Raw genomic sequence first — 18,643 nt, 5'->3', positions numbered from 1 at the left:
ATATAAAAAATTAAAAAACAATATTCGGAGGACATAAATATGTTAAGTAACAAAAAGAGAAGTATGGCAATAGTAATGGCAGGAGCTACAGTTATGAGTGCAGCAGCACCAATATTCGCAGATAACACTGTGTCAGAAAATGTTGATAAAAATTACACAGTAAGTGCAAAGGATTCTACTAAACTAATAGAAGAGGTTAGAAAAGCATTAGAGATTAAGTTTGAAGAGACAAAAGCAGGAGCAAATGTAAATGATAGAGTTTACGATATAAAAGTAGATAATGTAAACTTAACTAATGCAACTCAATTACAAAACAAGATAAACTCATTAGTAGAAGGACAAAGTTTAAAAGTTACAATACAAGATAAAGGTCATCAAACTATAGGTGGAAAAGTAGTTGACTATAAAATTGAAAACTACAAAACAGCTCAAGAAATAGTAGATGCAATTAATGCTTTCAATGCAACTTTAGCAGAAGATTCTGATAGTAAATTATCAGCAACTATAAAATCTACTAGCACAGTTGAAGTAAAAAGAGCAAAAGATTCAAAAAATACAATCACAGTAAATGTAGGAGACCAACATTTAGACTTTGCAAAACCAGTAACATCAGAAGAAGGTACTTTTGAAGGCTATGAAAAGAGTTATAGCGATATAGAATCAAAAGAATTACATACAATAACAGTTAAAAATGCAGATTTACAAGACATATCAGCAGAAGATTTATTTGATGGAGTTAGATTAACTACATTAGGTAGAGAAATAGTTAATAAAGTTAAAAATGGATATACTTTAACATTTGAGAATGAAGCAATACTTACTCAAGAGCAAGAAGATAGTGATGATAAAGATAAACCAGAAAAATCAAGCTTTGATATGGTTTTAAGTAAGACAAATGAAAAGCCAGAAACAATAAATGTATCAAGTAAAAACCATAAATTAGTTAGAGATTTACACAAAGTATTAACTGATGTAAAAGATGGAAAAGAATTAAAAGTAGAAGTTTTATCAGGAGATTCGAGATTTACAACAGCAGTAGAAGTTAGTAAGGAAAGATTCAAAGATGGAGAAGCAGATTCAATAATTTTAGTTGGAGAAGATGCTATAGTTGATGGATTAGCATCAGCACCGCTTGCATCTCAAAAAAATGCACCAATATTATTATCTAAAAAAGATTCATTACCATCAGAAATAGAAGCTGAGATATTAAGAGTACTTGGAAGTAACTTATCTTCTAAGAAAATATATATAGTAGGTGGGGAATCTAAAATATCAAAAGAGACTGAAGCAAAACTTTCTAAATTAGGTGTAAGTAAGGTTGAGAGAGTTTCTGGAGATGACAGATTTGAAACTTCTTTAGAAATAGCAAAACAATTAAAAGATACATTCAAAACTGCATTTGTAGTAGGTGGAAATGGAGAAGCAGATGCGATGAGTATATCTGCTAGAGCTGCTCAGTTTGGAGCTCCAATAATAGTTACAGATAGCAAATTAGACTCAGATGCTGAAAAGCTATTAAAAGGAAAAGAATTAGAAATCGTTGGTGGAGAGAATTCTGTATCAAAAGAGGTTGAAGATAAATTAGTTGAAATAGATTTAAACAACAAAGTTGAAAGATTAGCTGGAGAAAACAGAAAAGATACTAATGCTAAAGTAATCAACAAGTACTATGCAGGAGCAACTAAAGCATATGTTGCAAAAGATGGTTATGTAGGTGGAAATGGACAATTAGTTGATGCACTTACAGCAGCACCACTTGCAGCTAGTTCAAAAGCACCAATAGTATTAACTACAGAAGAACTTTCTAAGTCACAAGAAGAAGTAGTTGAATTAAGACTTAAAAATGCTACTAAGTTAGTTCAAATAGGTGAAGGAATAGCTAAAAATGCTATAGAAAAAATAGCAGAAAAAATAAACTTATTTACTAAGAACTAATAATATATAAAATTTGATGTTATAAGTTTGTTTAGATAATATACATTTATACAAGATGTTTAGATAAGATATAATGTCTATAATGCACATTTATACAAGATGCTTAGATAAGATATGATGTCTACAATATAAAATATATACAAATAATGAAATAAAAAGAATAAAAATAAGGTATCTCATTTAGAATTAATTTGAGGTATCTTATTTTCTTATTTTTTGATTATAATACTGTAAAATTAATATTATAAAAAAATTATTATAAATGATATTGTTTATAATGATTAAACATCCTATTAACATATATTATTTTGAATTTATTGCTTAATAAAATAAAATAAGTTATAATGTTTTGAATTTATGGAGAATAAAAACTTTAATCATAGTGTTTGAGTTATATGGATAACTATGGTATTATATATAAAATATGGTAACAAAACTGTAACTTTTTATTGAGAATGGACAAAAGTATTGATAAAAAAATATGAAAAATATATTGGGGGTAAATAATAATATGAAGAATAGTAGAAAGATATTAGCTATAGGACTTACACTATCTTTAGTAATGGTAAATACTCCTATAGTAAATGCGTTGACATCAGTTGAACAAATAAAAGGTAATGACAGGTATGAGACAGCAGCAAAAATAGCAGATAAACAAAGCTATAATACAGCAATACTAATTAATTCAGATAATAGCTTGGCAGATGGTCTTAGTGCAAGTGGTTTAGCTGGAGCCTTAAATGCGCCTATTTTAATGACAAAACAAAATCAAATTCCAAGTACTACTATGGAAAGACTAAACAAAGCAAACACTGTATATATAATAGGTTCAGAATCGACAATAAGTAAAAATATTGAAAATCAATTACTTTCTAAAAAGAAAGCTGTACAAAGAATATTTGGTGAGAATAGATTTGATACAAGTGTGAAAATAGCTGAGAAAATCAAAGAAATCAAACCTATTGATAAAGTAATTATAGCTAATGGAATTACAGGAGAGGCAGATGCAATAAGTGCATCGCCAGTAGCTGCAAGAGATGGAGTGCCTATAATACTTACAGATGGAAATAGTGTAGGATTTGACACTACAGGATTAAAGAGCTATGCACTTGGTTCTAGCGAAATAATAAGTGATGAGTTGGTAAAAAGTACAAATTCTGTTAGGTTAGGTGGAACAGATAGGTTTGACACCAATAAGAGAGTTATACAAGAGTTTTATAAAAACAGTAAAGAGTTTTACTTAAGCAAAGGTCTACAATTAACAGATGCATTAGTCGCTTCTACAATAGCAAAAAATGCTCCTGTAGTCTTAGTAGAAAATGGTAGCAATAAGAGTATTTTAAGTGGAGCAGATAAACTTACAGTACTTGGAGGGATAAATCAGAATGTAATCAAACAGTGTATAAATCAAGCTTCTCCAAATCAACAAGGACTATATTATAATCCAAATGATAGAACATTTAAGGACAGAATAAAGGGAAAAGTATATGCTCATATAAGACAATATAGAAAAGAAAACGGAGTAAAAGAGTTATCTGTAGCAAGTAGATTAGAGGGATTAGCAAATGATTGGTCTAATTTAATGGCAAATAAGAATACTTTATCTCACACAATAAATGGGAAAAACTCATACTCTACTTTTCTAAAGTACTTAGATTGGAGTGAGATTAAACCTGGATATGTTGCAGTTCAAGGTGAAAATATAATTAAATATAAAATTCCAGATAAACCTGTTTATACAAATAGAGATGCAGATGATATAGGTAATTTTATTTTTAATGAGTGGAAGACAAATCCTGAAGAAGGTACCAATATGCTACATAAAGGATATGAAATAATGGGATTTGGAATAGCCATAACAGGAGATAAGAACATATATGCAACACATGAGTTTTATGGAAGATATAAAAAATAAGTATTTGTTATAATTTAGGTATCCTAGAGAATATAAATATAGACAATATGAAAGTATACATAAAATGATAGCTGTGAGAAAGTAATATATAAATAATGAAATTATAATAGAAAATAACATTTATATTAATATAATAATATAAATGTTATTTTTTTATAATTTAGTGTAAAAAAATTGTATCAAAAAGTTTAAAAATGGTATAAAATGGGTAAGAAAGTAGTGAAAATTAAATGGCAAAATTAGGGAAACCTAATGACGCAAAACTATAGGGGTTAAAGCTTTTAAAGCCATATCAGCCAGTTGCTAAAAAGAGTGAAGTCTTTTTATTTTATAATTAAGATTCTCTTTGAGTGTCTTTTTTTATTGTCTGAAACTATAGTATTTAAATTCATGAGAAATTAGAAATTTATTGAGGGAGGATTGTTGTTTCATGAAAAAGGCAATATCTTGTGTACTAGCAGTGTCAATGTGTAGTGCACCACTAAATGTTTTTGCAGAACCTATCTTGGAGGGCAAATTAAGGGCAGTTGAAAAATCAGTTACAGAGAAGTTAAAGGGGAATCTTGAAGTAGATTTAAATTTTTCACTTCCAATAAAAAATAATGAATCAGAAAGTATAACTAATACACAATTGGAATTAAAAGATGATAGTAATAATAGTGGAATAATAAAGCTTGGAGAAAAAGATTCAGGAACATTAAATATTGGGGCAGATAATATAGAATATACTATAAAAAAACTATCTGCACGTAGAAGTGAAATAAAAAATAAAGATGAGAATATATCATATTATAATATTGTATTTAATAATTTACCTGTTGGAAAATACAATGTAGAAGTCTCTGGAGGAGGATTCAAGAGTAAGGAAATTAAAGATATTGATATATCAAGTTATTCACAAAGAGTTTTATTAAGTAATAGAGCAAGTGTAGATGATAAAAATAAACCTTTAAACTATGAATTATTCTTGATGGGCGATGTGAATAATGATGGAAAAGTGGATAAGAATGATTATGATGATGTATTGAAAAATATAAATTCAAATAAAAGTGAATATGATTTAAATAGAGATGGAAAGGTAGATATTGCCGACTTGGACTATGTTCAGAAAAATTTAGGTCAAAGTGAAGATGAAAAAAGCCTAGAGAGTATAGTATCTACCAATCCTATAGTAGATACAAGTAAAGTAACATTAGAAAAAAACAGTGATACAAATATTCAAGGTACGGTAGAGGATTTATTTATTGGAGAGAATAGTGGAGTTAAAATATCTCCAGCAAATGCAGGTGATGAGATATCAGAAGAAAAACCAGCAGTAATGGATATAGCTTTATCAGAAGCACTTGATATGGAAGTCATAAATATAAAAGCACCTGAAGGCAATGCTCCAGCAAAAGGAATAGTTGAAGTTACAGATAAAGATGGTAATGTTCAGCAGGTTCCTTATGAAAATAAAGAATATGTAGAAACTTTAAAAGAGGAACAAGAGCAAGAGAAAGTAAATAACGAACAAGAAGAGACAAATAATGAAGATGAAAATATAGACCAATCTGATAGTAACTTAGACAATAATCAAGAAGGAAAAAATGATAAAGAAGATTCAACTTCAAATACAAATGATAAAGAAAATAATGATAAAGAAAATTCATCAACAGATAAGTCTGATTCTGACAAAGATACATCAAAGCAAGAAGATAATATCAGCAAAGATGATAGTTCTACAACATCTACATATGGTAGGTCAGCAGTAGAGACATATGCAGAAGTCCAAAATAGTGATATAGTAATAAATCTTGGTAAACAAGTAGCAGTAAAAAAGATAACAATAAAAATAACAGCTACAACAGCAAATGATAGAAACCTTGCAGAAATATCTAAAGTTGAATTTTTAAATAATGTATATAAAGAAATACCAAAACCAGAAATGAATATACCTAAAATCAATAAAATATCGACTAGTACTGCGGTTGGAAATGAAAAAGTATCTTTTTATTGGAATAATGAAGTAAATGTATCTGCATACGAACTTATATTAGATACGATTGACAGTAGCGGAAAGGTATTATCAACTAAAAAATTACAAACTAGTAAAAATACTATAGATGTTAGAGATATACAAGCATATGGATTATACAGAGTTAGCATACAATCTTTAAATGGAGATTGGAGTAGTGGATATAAAGATGCAACAGCAGAAAATTTGGATGGAGTTCCAGAAAATGTAGACTCAAATTATAAGCCTATACAATTTAGTCCAGATAGTATAATAGAATTTCAAGTTGTACCAGATACAAAACCAGAACCGCCAGAAGGTATAAGTGTTAAAGGTAGATTTAAGGCTCTTGATGTAAGCTGGAAAAATCATAAACAGGCTAAAGACTTTGATTTATATTTCAGAGAAAAAAATTCTAATGGCTCTTGGATAAAATATAATGACAAACTTATTCGTGGAACAAGTTTAAAAATAGAGGGGCTTAAGGATAATACAACATATGAAGTTAGAATGACAGCCACTAATCATTTAGGCACTAGTGGAATGTCTAAAACATATATAGGAACAACTGAAAGTGTGGATGCTCCAACAACACCTAACTACAGACTAATTAATACTCCTAAGTTAGATGCAGGTTCTGGGATACCAACAAATCATATAGTAGATGTTACTTATCCAGCTGGATATGATAAAAGTGAATATAGTGACAAAAATCCATTTAATAAATTTAATGTGGTTGATGGAGATTTTACAACACACTGGACATTCCCAAGTTATAATGCAGCTGAAGGAAAAAATAGAGGTCCAATAATAACTTTTGATAAAGCTTATACTATGGATACTTTTATGGCTACACCTCGTTTTGATGTTTCTGATAAGACAATTAATGACTTTGAAATACAATACTGGGATGAAAATGGTCAAGTACATAATTTAGGGGATGTACCTTTTGAAACAAAAACAGACCCTGTAAATAATAATAGATATGTAATGGTAAGATTAAAGGAACCAATAAATGCTACTAAAATACAAGTAAATGTTTGTTCTTCTTATTCATATAAAGCTAATATATCAGAACTTAAATTCTATGAGTATGACAGTATAGAAAAAGATGTAAGAAATCTATTTGTAGATGACTTGCAAGTTGAATTAAAAGAAGATGTAACTCAAGAAAAAATAACGGAATTAAAAGATAGAATTAGTACTCCTGATAAAGTGAGTGGAGAATATCATCCATATAAGACAATTATTGATAGAGAATTAAAGCTAGCACAAGACTTGTATAACGATAGAGCCGCACTTGCTGATGTAACAACTGTAAATCAAGATATAAATGTTTCAGGAAAATACAAAGATAAGAGTGGAAACTATACTGTTAAGTCTAATAACCTAGGTATGGGGAATGACTGGCAAGCATTAGGGGTAGCTGCTAGAGCAGGAGATGAAATCACGGTATATGTCGGAAGTAAAAGTGGTAGAACTCCTAAACTAATATATACACAATACTATGGAGAGTCTGGTGCATATAAGAGTGGAGAAATAAACCTTAACACAGGTAAAAATGTAATTCAGTTAAGTAAACTTCATAGTTTAGATGTAGAATGTGGAGGAAGCTTGTATATAAGATACCCTTATGATGCTCCAAGTGGTGGAGATATAAAAGTACGTGTAGCAGGAGCTACTAAGATACCACATCTTAACTTAAATGGAATGATAAATGATAAGAGTCCTGAAGGAGTTTCTAAATCTAAGAAAAAGATAAGAGCCTATATAGAAGAATTAGCTAAATATAAGAATGATATAAAGGGAGAACCATATTATCCAGGAACTAATATTGGCAATTCATATGGATATTCAGAAACAACTGGTGTATTAAACACTACAGATATTGAAAGTGATAAAGTTACATTAAATGTTCCTGCAACAGCTGTATATCAAGGAATATCAAAAGGAAATTCTGATTTAAATACACAAGTAGATAGATTGTACAATAGTATGCTTGCATGGGAACAAATAATGGATTTAATATATTCTGAAAGAGGAGTGTTTAAGACACAAGACTTAGATGGCAATGGAACTGTAGATGATAATGAATTTGGCATAACTAAAAATGATATGGCTCCTAAATCTCGTATGAATATAAAATATCAAAGAATGTTTATTGGAGCATTTATGTATGCTTCTGGTTTACATGTAGGAGTAGAGTATGGTTCAGTTCCAGGGCTTATGAATGGAGTACCTTTCCAAATAGATGCTAGTGGAAAAGCTACAGGAGGAAGTTTATTTGGATGGGGAATAGGTCATGAGATAGGACATGTTACAGACATTGGTAAGATGACATATAGCGAAACTAGTAACAATGTACTTGCTTTACTTGCTCAAACATTTGATGATAAGACGCACTCAAGACTTGAAGGTTCAACAATGGACAAGATATATGAACATGTAACTTCAAACAGTTTAGGTATACCAAGTAATGTATTTGAGAGACTTGGAATGTTGTGGCAATTACATTTAGCTTATGACGATGATTTCACTGGTTCAATGTTAAAGAATAACTCAGATGCTGATTTAAGCAATGATACATTCTATGCTAAAATCTCAAGAAAATACAGAGCACTTTCAAGTGGCGACCCAATAAATAATTTACCAAAAGACCAAATGTTAGTTGCAATGGCATCAAGTGTTGTTGAAAAAGATTTAAGAGATTACTTTAAGGCATGGGGAGTAGAAATTACACCAGAGCTAAACAGTATAATGGATAGTAAAAAGTACGAAAAAGAGGCTAGAAAGATACAATATATAAATGATGAAGCTAGAAGAAAGATTTTAAATGAAAATATAACAAGCATGGCAGAAGATACTAAAGTAAGTGCTAGTTTTTCTGATGGAGTACAAAGTGGTTCTCTAGTTAAATCTAATAAAATATCTATAGACCTAGATGTCGATAAAGACAAAGATAAGATATTAGGATACGAGATAATAAGAAGTGATGGAAACTATTTAGATAGTGAAAATGGGACTAAAGTAAAATACAGAACAGTAGGATTTGTAGATGCAAAAGGAAATAGTCAAGCTAAATTTACTGATAATATATCTCCTCTTAATAATAGAGTATTTACATATAAAGTAGTTGCTTATGACTATCATCTAAATCCAACAGATGAGTTTGAAGTTGGTACTGTAAAATTATCAGATGAAGGAAAAATAAACAAGTCAGCATGGTCATTTATAACAAATACTGTTTCTGATGGTGATGTTAGAACTGAAAATGACTCACATGGACCATTACAAAATCCAGAGATTGATAATATCAAGGATAATGATGCAAGTACTACATATAAAGGAAAGAGAATAAGTAAAGCTGAGTGGAACAAAGACCCACAAAAAGACCCAGATATAAATGTAGAAGAAAATCCATATATAATAGTAGATATGAAGGAAACATTGCCTATAGTAGGATTAAAATATACAAAGCCAAAAACTGAAGCTAGAAAATTATCATTAAAAGGATTATTCAACTTTAGAAAAGATACAAGTACAACATATAATCCATTGACAAATTACAAGATACAAGTAAGTAATGATAAAAAGAATTGGGAAGATGCTAGCCAAGGAACTTTTGAATATGGACAAGATTTAGTTGGTGGAGGAAAAGACCAAGATAATGAAGCTAGAGTTACATTTAATAAAGATGGTAAACTTTGGACATACCAAGCTAGATATGTAAAACTAATATCAAATAATAAGTCTAATATAGAAGTAGCAGAGTTAGATATAATAGGGCCTCCAGGTGACAACATAGAGATTGGAACAGTAAATAGTGCAGACCAAACGCGTACTAATGGAATTGGAAAACTAGCAGAAGATTATGTATATCAAAAGGATGATACTAATACGAGTGAAGATGAAACAGCTAAGATTCCAGCTGGTTCAATAGTAATTACAGGTGAATACAGTGGAAATCCAGCATTTAATTTACCATTACTTATAGATAAAAATAATAAAACTATATCTGGAGAAGCGCTTTTATTTGCAGAAGTGCCAGAAAAAGGTGAATTAGGTGAAATAAGTAAAGGTACATGGGTTTACTATATGGCAAAAGAAAGCTTTGATTCTTTAAGTGATAGGGTTAAGGCAGAATTGTATAGATATAATGAACTTCAAGGAGATACTCCAATAGGTCAAAGATTTGTAAGTGATACAATGTATGTACCTGTGGGAGCTAAAAATTATGATGAGTTAAATACTATAAGTCTTACTGATAGTAATAGTAAAGCGAGAAAATCTACAAAAAATACTATTGATGTTAGCAACAAGAAGATTATATCTATAAATAATAAAGTAAAAGGTAATATTGTTAGAGATAAATAGGTAATAGAAGTTTAAATCTAACAAAATAATACTGATGGAATTCAATAGTTAATATTAATAGCTAATAAAATTTTGAAGAATTAAATATAAAATATAAAATATGAAGTAAATATAGTACATGGATATAGATATAAAATTAAGATAGTATAAATTAAATAAATAAGGTTAGGTGGATATTTGATTGTATCCACCTAGCTAATGGTAGATAAGGACGGGTGTTATGAGTAAAGGAAAATCTCTTATAAGAACTTTAGCAGTGTCGACTATGGCAGTGGCTGTAACTGGTAGTGCTACATATGCATATGCAGCTCCAGTATTACAAGGGGCAAAAACATATGAAAAAGTAAATACTATAGATATATCTGTGGATTCAGTAGAAAATATAGTATATTCATTTCAAGCTAGTATAAAAGTACAAGGTGAAGTGGAAGTATCAGATAATGAGCAAGGACAAAAGATTAAGTGGGCTGATAATATAGAAGCTCAGATAAAAAGTGGAAATGCAAATGCTAATTGTGTTTCAACATATGATAAAGCAAGTAATACAACAACATTAGATATATATGTTACATCAAATGAAAATTTGCTAAATGAAAGTAGCTTAAGCATAGGAAGAATATCTGTAAAAAAATCTGGCAGTAATTCAAATGCTGGATATAAAGTTTTGGGGAATGGAACAAGTAGTAATGCAGCTTTAAAAATTGTAACTTACAACAATAAAACAATTGATTATGAAAGTATAGATTCTGGCGAAGGTTTAATATTTACTCTTATCAATGAGAATGAAGTAAAACCAATAGGAGGAACTGGAGCTAGTAAAAACGACCCTGAAAAGTACAAGGTTGAGAAAAGTGAATCACTTGAGTATCTATTAAATAATATTAGAGTAAAATATTCTGTTGTAAGCAAAGAAACAGAAGAAAGTGGCTCAAACATAATATTAAAACTTGGATTATCACAAAAATCAGGTAAAGGAAGAACAGCTACAGTAAATAAATATGTAGAGGTTACACTTCCAAAAAGCTTAGAGTATATAGTTGAAAATGAATTATCTAAACCAGACGAATTACCACCAGATAATAATGGTGGCAATAACGGTGGAGGAAGCAATTCAGGTGGCTCATCTAGTGGTGGAAACTCTGGCGGAGGAAGTTCAAGTGATTCTACATCTAATGTTGCAGTAAAAAAATTAAAAGGTGCTGATAGATTTGAGACTGCTGTCAAAATATCTCAAAGTGGTTGGACAAAATCAGATACAGTTGTAATAGTAAATGGAGAAGATAGAAGTATGGTAGATGGGCTTACAGCTACACCACTTGCTAGTGTAAAAAACTCACCAATTCTTTTATCTTCAAATGATAAACTTCCTCAAAAAACTGTAGAGGAACTAAAAAGATTAAATCCATCAAAAGTAATTGTAATAGGTGGAAATAACTCAATGCCAAATTCAGTTGTTGAAGCTATTAAAGGAGTAAATTCAAAAATATCAGTTCAAAGAATAGGTGGAGATACAAGATATCAAACTTCTATTAATATAGCAAAAGAAATTGATAAGACAAATAATGTAAGCAAGTTGTATATAGGGGCAGGAAATGGAGAAGCAGATTCATTATCAATAGCATCACTAGCTGGTAAGGAAAAAACTCCAATAGTACTTACACAAAAAGATGGTGTAGATAATGAAGCAGAACAATTTATTAAATCGAACAAGGTGTCAAATGTATACTTTATTGGTGGAGTAGAAAAAATATCTAACAAGGCTATTGAACAAGTCGGAAAAATAGCAAATAAAGATGTATCAAAAAATAGAATAGCAGGTCAAAATAGACAGGAGACTAATGCTAAAGTAATAGATAAATTCTATTCTCAGTCTAAATTGGATGGAATTGTGGTTGCTAATCAAGATAAGCTTATAGATGCTTTAGCAGTTGGACCATTGGCAGCCAAGAATAATTCACCAGTTGTACTTGCTACAAATACGTTAGATAAATCACAAGAAGCATCATTAAAAAATAAAAATTCATCTAAGTTGTTTGAAGTGGGTGGAGGAATAGCTTCATCTGTAGTGGATAAGATTAAGAGTTTAATTGAATCAAAATAACTATACTAAGATTAGTAAGAACTAGAATAAGAATGTATTTAGATATATAAATTTATATATCTAAAATACATTCTTATTTTTTATTTAATCTATTTTAGTAAAAATGTAGTTAAAAGAATAATATAATATTAACTACATATATATGATATAAAATAGTTTTTATACATAGATTGTGTTTTAAGATATTAAAAATATACCTAAAAATAATTTATCTAAATTTTGACGAAATAAGACATTAATATCTAGACGAAAGATATTTATATAAGATATACTTTATAATGTATAGAAAATAAAGGAAAAATAAAGAAACAGTACTTCTTTTATAAATATAAAATATAAAAATCATCAGGGGGATATGAAAATGAACAAAAAAATATTATCATTAGGTCTAGCAGTAGCATTAATATTGGTGAGCTTTAAAAATGTAAATGCATCATCAACAGTAGAAAAAATATATGGTAAAGATAGATATGAAACAGCAGCAAAGATAGCTGATAGACAAACTTATGAAACAGTAATTTTAGTGAATACAGAAAAATCGCTTGCAGATGGATTAAGTGCAAGTGGATTGTCAGGTGCAACAAAAGCACCAATACTATTTACACAAAAAAACAAGATACCAACAGATACAAATAGATGTTTAAAAAATATCAAAAAAGCATACATAATAGGTACAGAAGATACTATAAGTAAATCAGTAGAAAAAGAATTAAATTCTAAAAATATAGAAGTCAAGAGAATTGGTGGAGAAGATAGACTAAAAACAAGTTATCTAATAGCTAAAGAAATAGCAACTATAAAAAAAGTGGATAAGGTACTATTAACTAATGCCTACAGTGGAGAAGCAGATGCTATGAGTGTATCATCAGTAGCTACTAGAGATGGTGCTCCAATCATACTTACAGATGGGAAGAGTGTGCCCTTTGATGTTAAAAGTATACAATCATATTGTATAGGCTCAGAAGAAATAATGAGTAGTGCTATAGTTAAGAATACAAACTCAGTAAGAATAGAAGGAACTGACCGATTTGAAACTAATGAGAAGGTAATAGACTATTTTTATAAAAATTCAGATGGATTCTATGTATCAGATGGCTATCAATTAGTAGATGCTATAGCAGCTGCACCACTAACTAAAGATTTTCCAATGGTATTAGTTAATGATGGTAGTAGTAAGCTTGTATTAGAAGGAGCTAAACACATAACTTCTATAGGTGAGTTAAGTGACAAGGTAATAGAACAATGTATAAGCGCATCAAAGTCAAATGGACAACGTCCAACTATCACAATAGGAGCTACAGAGATATATAAAGGTGAAAAGTTTGATAGTAGTAAGTTGAATATAGTGGCTAAAGACAATACAGGAAAAGTATTGCCAATAAAAGTTGATGGATTTATAGATACAAATAGAGTAGGTACATATATATTGACACTAAAGGCTACAGATGAATGGGGACAAAGTACAGAAAAAAGAGTAGAAATAAAAGTACTAGATGATAAAACTCATGATTATAATAGCCCAGAATTTAAAAAGATGGTTTCTACTGAAATGTATAACTTAATTAATTCTTATAGAAAAGAAAAAGGTAAGGAAGCTTTAGTAGTATCTAGTAAACTAGAAAGTATGGCAAATGCATGGTCTAAGTATATGATGGATAAAAAAGTTTTTGCACATTATATAAATGGCAAAAATGCGCCACAAGTATTTTCTGATTTTGGAATGAGAAGCGAGGAAAATATAGCATATATTTATATTAATTCTAAGAATGTCCAAACGACTCAAGATGCAAAAGATTTGGCAAAGACTGTATTCGAAGTGTGGAAGAAGTCACCAGAATACAATGCAAATATGCTTAGTGACGAATTTTTTAGTACTGGATTTGGACTTTATATATTATCTGATGGTCAGGTACATGCTACTCAAGAATTTTTAAATGGTAATGAAGGTAGTTTGTAAAAAACTACCATAAATCTTGTTTTTTTATTAATTTACTGGTATCATAAAATTTAAAATCACATCTAAAGTACTTTTTGTAGTCTATTTTGTTATTACTTTATAGGTTATGGTATTTTAGATGTTTTTTATTTTAGACATTTATAAATTTTAAGGGAATAACTACTGAGGATGTAATTTATAATAGTTGAATTATTAAAAGATTGGTAGGAGGAATTTTATGAAGGTAAATAAGAGAATATTATCAACAGGATTAGTAATATCATTAATAATGGCAGGGACAATGAATATTGATGCACTTTCAAGTATAGAAAAAATACAAGGAAAAGATAGATATGAGACAGCTGCCAAAATTGCACAGAAGCAAACATATGAAAATGTAGTACTAGTAAATACAGATAATACTTTAGCAGATGGACTTAGTGCAAGTGGACTAGCAGGAGCAGCTAAAGCACCTATATTATTATCACAAAGAAATAATATACCATCAGATACAGAAAACATGTTAAAAGGTGTAAAAAAAGTTTACATAATAGGGACTGAAGATTCAATAGGAAAATCAGTTGAAAATAAATTAAAGCAAAAAGGAATAGAAGTCAAAAGAATAGGTGGTAATGATAGAATAGAAACAAGTTATCTTATAGCAAAAGAAATAGCTTTAATAAAGCCTATAGATAAGGTTTTTATAACTAATGGGTATACAGGTGAAGCAGATGCTATGAGTGCATCATCAGTAGCATCAAGAGATGGAGCTCCTATAATTTTAACTGATGGGAAAAGTGTACCATTTGAGAAAAAAGAAGGTGTACAATGTTATGCACTTGGTTCAGAAGAGATAATAAGTAATGATTTAGTTAAAAAAACTAATGCAGTTAGATTGGCTGGTGAAGATAGATTTGAGACTAACAAAAAAGTCATAAAACATTTTTACAGTTCAGCAAAAGAATTCTATCTTTCTAAAGGGTTTCAATTAGTGGATGCAGTTGCTGGTTCTTCTATAGCTAAAAATGCACCAATAGTATTGGTTGATGGAAGCAGTGATAAATCTGTACTTAGAAGTGCTGATAAAGTTACAGCATTAGGTGGTATAGATGAAAAGACACTAGAGCAATGCTTAAGTGCATCAGCATTAGACGCAAGTGCACCAATAATAACTGTTGGAAATTTAAATATCTATCAAGGAGATAAGTTTGATGTAAGCAAACTAAATATAGTTGCAAAGGACAATAAAGGAAATGAATTGAAGCCAGAACTCATAGGAGAGGTTAACACTGATAAGGTTGGTAAATATAAAGTGACTATAAAGGCTACTGATATTGGTGGAAAAACTACATCAATATCAGTAGAGGTAAATGTACTTGAATATAAGACTAATGACATGAATAGTGCTGAATTTAAGATGATGGTTTCTAGTGAAATGTATGATTTGGTGAATTCTTATAGAAAAGAAAAAGGTAAAGAAGCATTACAAATGTCTAAAAACTTACAAGGAATGGCAAATTATTGGTCTAAGTATATGGCTGATAAAGGTGAATTTGCACATGTAATAAATGGTAAAAATGCTGCGGAATTGTTTTCTGGAGGAGTGAGAAGTGAAGAAAATATAGCTTTTGTACCACTTACTACAAAGAGTACTTATACAACAAAAGATGCTAGGGAAGTGGCAAATGTAATATTTACAGTCTGGAAGAAGTCTGATAAGTATAATGAAAACATGTTGAACTCTAAGTTTGCATATACTGGATTTGGATTATACATATTACCAGATGGACAAGTGTATGCAACTCAAGAATTTTTAAATAAGTAAAATTAAATTTATTAGTTTGTTACATCTTAAAGTTTTGGGTATAAAAACTCATATATTTGGAGAAAATAATAATTTAAAAAAATAGCTTGCAAAAAGAATAAAAATGGATTATTATAGAGATGTGAGAAATATTAGGAATATATGGATGATTATTCTATGTACATAATAAAGAGATGTAATTTAATATAATGTTGGGAGGAATTTAAGAAATGAATAAGAAAAATATAGCAATAGCTATGTCAGGTTTAACAGTACTAGCTTCGGCTGCGCCTGTTTTTGCTGCAACTGTAGAACCTGCAGATTATACTGTAGTACAAGGGAAATATGAAAAAGCAGTTAAGGAATTACAAGATGGGCTAGATAAAAAAATAATATCAAATATCGCTGTTAGTTTTGAAGGAAAAACAGTAGCTGCAGAGGTTAAGGATTCAAAAACATTATTTAATCTTGTTGATGCTAAACTAGACGGATTAGGTGATGGAGATTTTGTAGATTTCACAATTACTTACAATGCTGATAAACAAAGTGTAACAGTAGATGACTTAAAAGCAATGCAAAAAGCTATTGAAAATAAAGTGATATTAAACGCTGCAACAACTGTTAAGCTAGGAGCAGTTATAGAGGGTGATACATCTGCAAAACTTAATGTTACAGCAGGGAAAAACCTTAAAGGTTCTGATTTGTTTAACTTTAATATTACAGGTTCAACAGGGGCAGAAAAACTTGTTGTTACAGTAAATGCAGATGCAGCAGCAAAATATAAAGTTGGAGTAGCTGATGGAACTGCTGCATTTGCTGATGCAAAAACATTAACTCTTGCAACTTGTGAACTTGATGTTAGTGATACTGCTGTACCAAAGGTAGATATGAATGAATCATTTAAAGTAGATACAAGTGCTGGAACAATTAGTATATTTACAAAAGTTACACCAGATGCAAATAAAACAGAAGTTCTTAGAGTTATAAATGCTAAAGAAGAGTCAATAGATATAGATGCAAGTTCAAGTAAGACTGCTCAAGACTTAGCTAAAAAATATGTATTTAAGCAAAGTGATTTAAATGATCTTTATGATGACTTAGATGCAAATGGAACTAATTCAAACGCTGTAAGTACAGTTAGTGGAAAATATCAAGTTGTTCTTTATCCAGAAGGTAAAAGATTAGAAACTAAATCTGCAAGTGGAGACAATACAAATGCTCCAGCAAAATTAGTAATAAAAGCTGATAAAATAAAAGATTTAACAGATTATATAAAAGATTTAAAAAATTATAATAATGGTTATTCAAATAATGTAGTTGTAGCTGGTGATGACAGAATAGAAACTGCAGTGGAATTAAGTTCTAAATATTATAATTCAAATGATGATAATGCTTTATTTAAAGATGCAGTTGATAATGTTGTTTTAGTAGGTTCTCAAGCAATAGTAGATGGTCTTGTTGCTTCACCTTTAGCATCAGAGAAAAAAGCTCCATTATTATTAACTTCAAAAGATAAGTTAGATTCAGCAACTAAATCAGAAATAAAGAGAGTTATGGATCTAAAGACTACAACTGGGGTAAATACTTCTAAAAAGGTATACTTAGCTGGTGGTGTAAACTCTATATCTAAAGATGTAGAAAATGAATTAAAAGATATGGGTCTTAAAGTTACAAGACTAGCTGGAGATGATAGATATGCAACTTCTCTAGAAATAGCAGATGAAATAGGTTTAGATAATGATAAAGCATTTGTAGTAGGAGGAACAGGACTTGCTGATGCTATGAGTATAGCTCCAGTTGCTTCTCAATTAAGAAATTCTAGTGGTGATTTAGATACAAAAGGTCAAGCTACTCCAATTGTTGTTGTTGATGGAAAAGCAAAAACTTTAAGTGCTGAAGCAGAAGATTTCTTAGATGATGCAAAAGTTGATATAATAGGTGGAGTAAATAGTGTTTCTAAAGAAGTAATGGAAGCAATAGATGATGCAACTGGTAATTCACCAGATAGAATAAGTGGAGATGACAGACAAGAAACTAATGCTGAAGTTATGAAAGAAGAAGATTACTTCAGACAAGGTGAAGTAGAAAATTACTTTGTAGCTAAAGATGGTTCTACTAAGGAAGATCAATTAGTTGATGCATTAGCAGCAGCAGCAGTGGCTGGTAATTTCGGTGTAACACTTGATTCAGATGGTAAACCAATAACTGGAAGTGCTACTGTTGTATCTCCAGCTCCAATAATATTAGCGACTGATAGTTTATCATCTGACCAACATGTAGGTATAAGTAAGAGTGCAGCTAAAGATACTAAAAATTTAGTTCAAGTTGGTCAAGGAATAGCTAATTCAGTTATAACAAAAGTAAAAGATTTATTAGATATGTAATAGAGATTTTAAAATAAATTGTATTAAAAAGGATTTCTTATATAAGAAATCCTTTTTATATTTGACATTAAAATAGAAAAATAAAAGAGAGCCTAAATATTTAGACTCTCTTTTTTGTGAGAAATACTCAAATGATTAAAGGATGTAATTCATTTAAGTATGATTATTATACTATAAATAAAAAAAGTTGTCTACTATTCT

7 protein-coding genes and 1 riboswitch are annotated in these 18,643 nt (G+C 29.9%); all 7 genes read left to right on the top strand.

Translation table 11 applies throughout. From position 1 onward, the window contains the following. The first annotated feature begins 39 nt into the window (after nucleotides 1–39). The 7 genes from KGF50_RS01435 to slpA all read left to right on the top strand — a co-directional run bounded on the left by KGF50_RS01435 (nucleotide 40) and on the right by slpA (nucleotide 18,442). Nucleotides 40–1,935: a cell wall-binding repeat-containing protein gene (locus KGF50_RS01435; protein WP_227846486.1), complete on the top strand. Its 1,896-nt coding sequence runs from the start codon at nucleotides 40–42 to the stop codon at nucleotides 1,933–1,935. Between the two features lie 511 nt (nucleotides 1,936–2,446). Beyond that, a complete protein-coding gene (locus tag KGF50_RS01430) occupies nucleotides 2,447–3,850 on the top strand; it encodes a cell wall-binding protein Cwp9 (protein WP_227846485.1) in 1,404 nt (467 codons plus the stop codon). Nucleotides 3,851–4,072: 222 nt separating this feature from the next. Beyond that, nucleotides 4,073–4,158: riboswitch (cyclic di-GMP riboswitch) on the top strand. 122 nt (nucleotides 4,159–4,280) lie between these two features. Continuing rightward, nucleotides 4,281–10,217, top strand: coding sequence for a M60 family metallopeptidase (locus KGF50_RS01425; RefSeq protein ID WP_227846484.1), 5,937 nt, complete (start codon nucleotides 4,281–4,283; stop codon nucleotides 10,215–10,217). A 220-nt stretch (nucleotides 10,218–10,437) separates the two neighbouring features. Continuing rightward, nucleotides 10,438–12,318: a cell wall-binding repeat-containing protein gene (locus KGF50_RS01420; protein WP_227846483.1), complete on the top strand. Its 1,881-nt coding sequence runs from the start codon at nucleotides 10,438–10,440 to the stop codon at nucleotides 12,316–12,318. Nucleotides 12,319–12,673: 355 nt separating this feature from the next. After that, the gene (locus tag KGF50_RS01415; protein WP_227846482.1) at nucleotides 12,674–14,275 is read left to right on the top strand and encodes a cell wall-binding repeat-containing protein; all 1,602 of its coding nucleotides are present in this window, start codon (nucleotides 12,674–12,676) and stop codon (nucleotides 14,273–14,275) included. Nucleotides 14,276–14,492: 217 nt separating this feature from the next. Beyond that, nucleotides 14,493–16,079, top strand: a complete 1,587-nt coding sequence (locus KGF50_RS01410) for a cell wall-binding repeat-containing protein (protein WP_227846481.1) — start codon at nucleotides 14,493–14,495, stop codon at nucleotides 16,077–16,079. Between the two features lie 209 nt (nucleotides 16,080–16,288). Beyond that, a complete protein-coding gene (slpA, locus tag KGF50_RS01405; RefSeq protein WP_227846480.1) occupies nucleotides 16,289–18,442 on the top strand; it encodes an S-layer protein SlpA in 2,154 nt (717 codons plus the stop codon). Nucleotides 18,443–18,643: the final 201 nt, after the last annotated feature.

Source organism: Clostridioides sp. ZZV15-6598, assembly GCF_020657705.1.
In the GTDB taxonomy this organism is placed as follows: Bacteria; Bacillota; Clostridia; order Peptostreptococcales; family Peptostreptococcaceae; genus Clostridioides; species Clostridioides difficile_F.
This window is presented reverse-complemented; position numbering and strand designations above follow the sequence as displayed.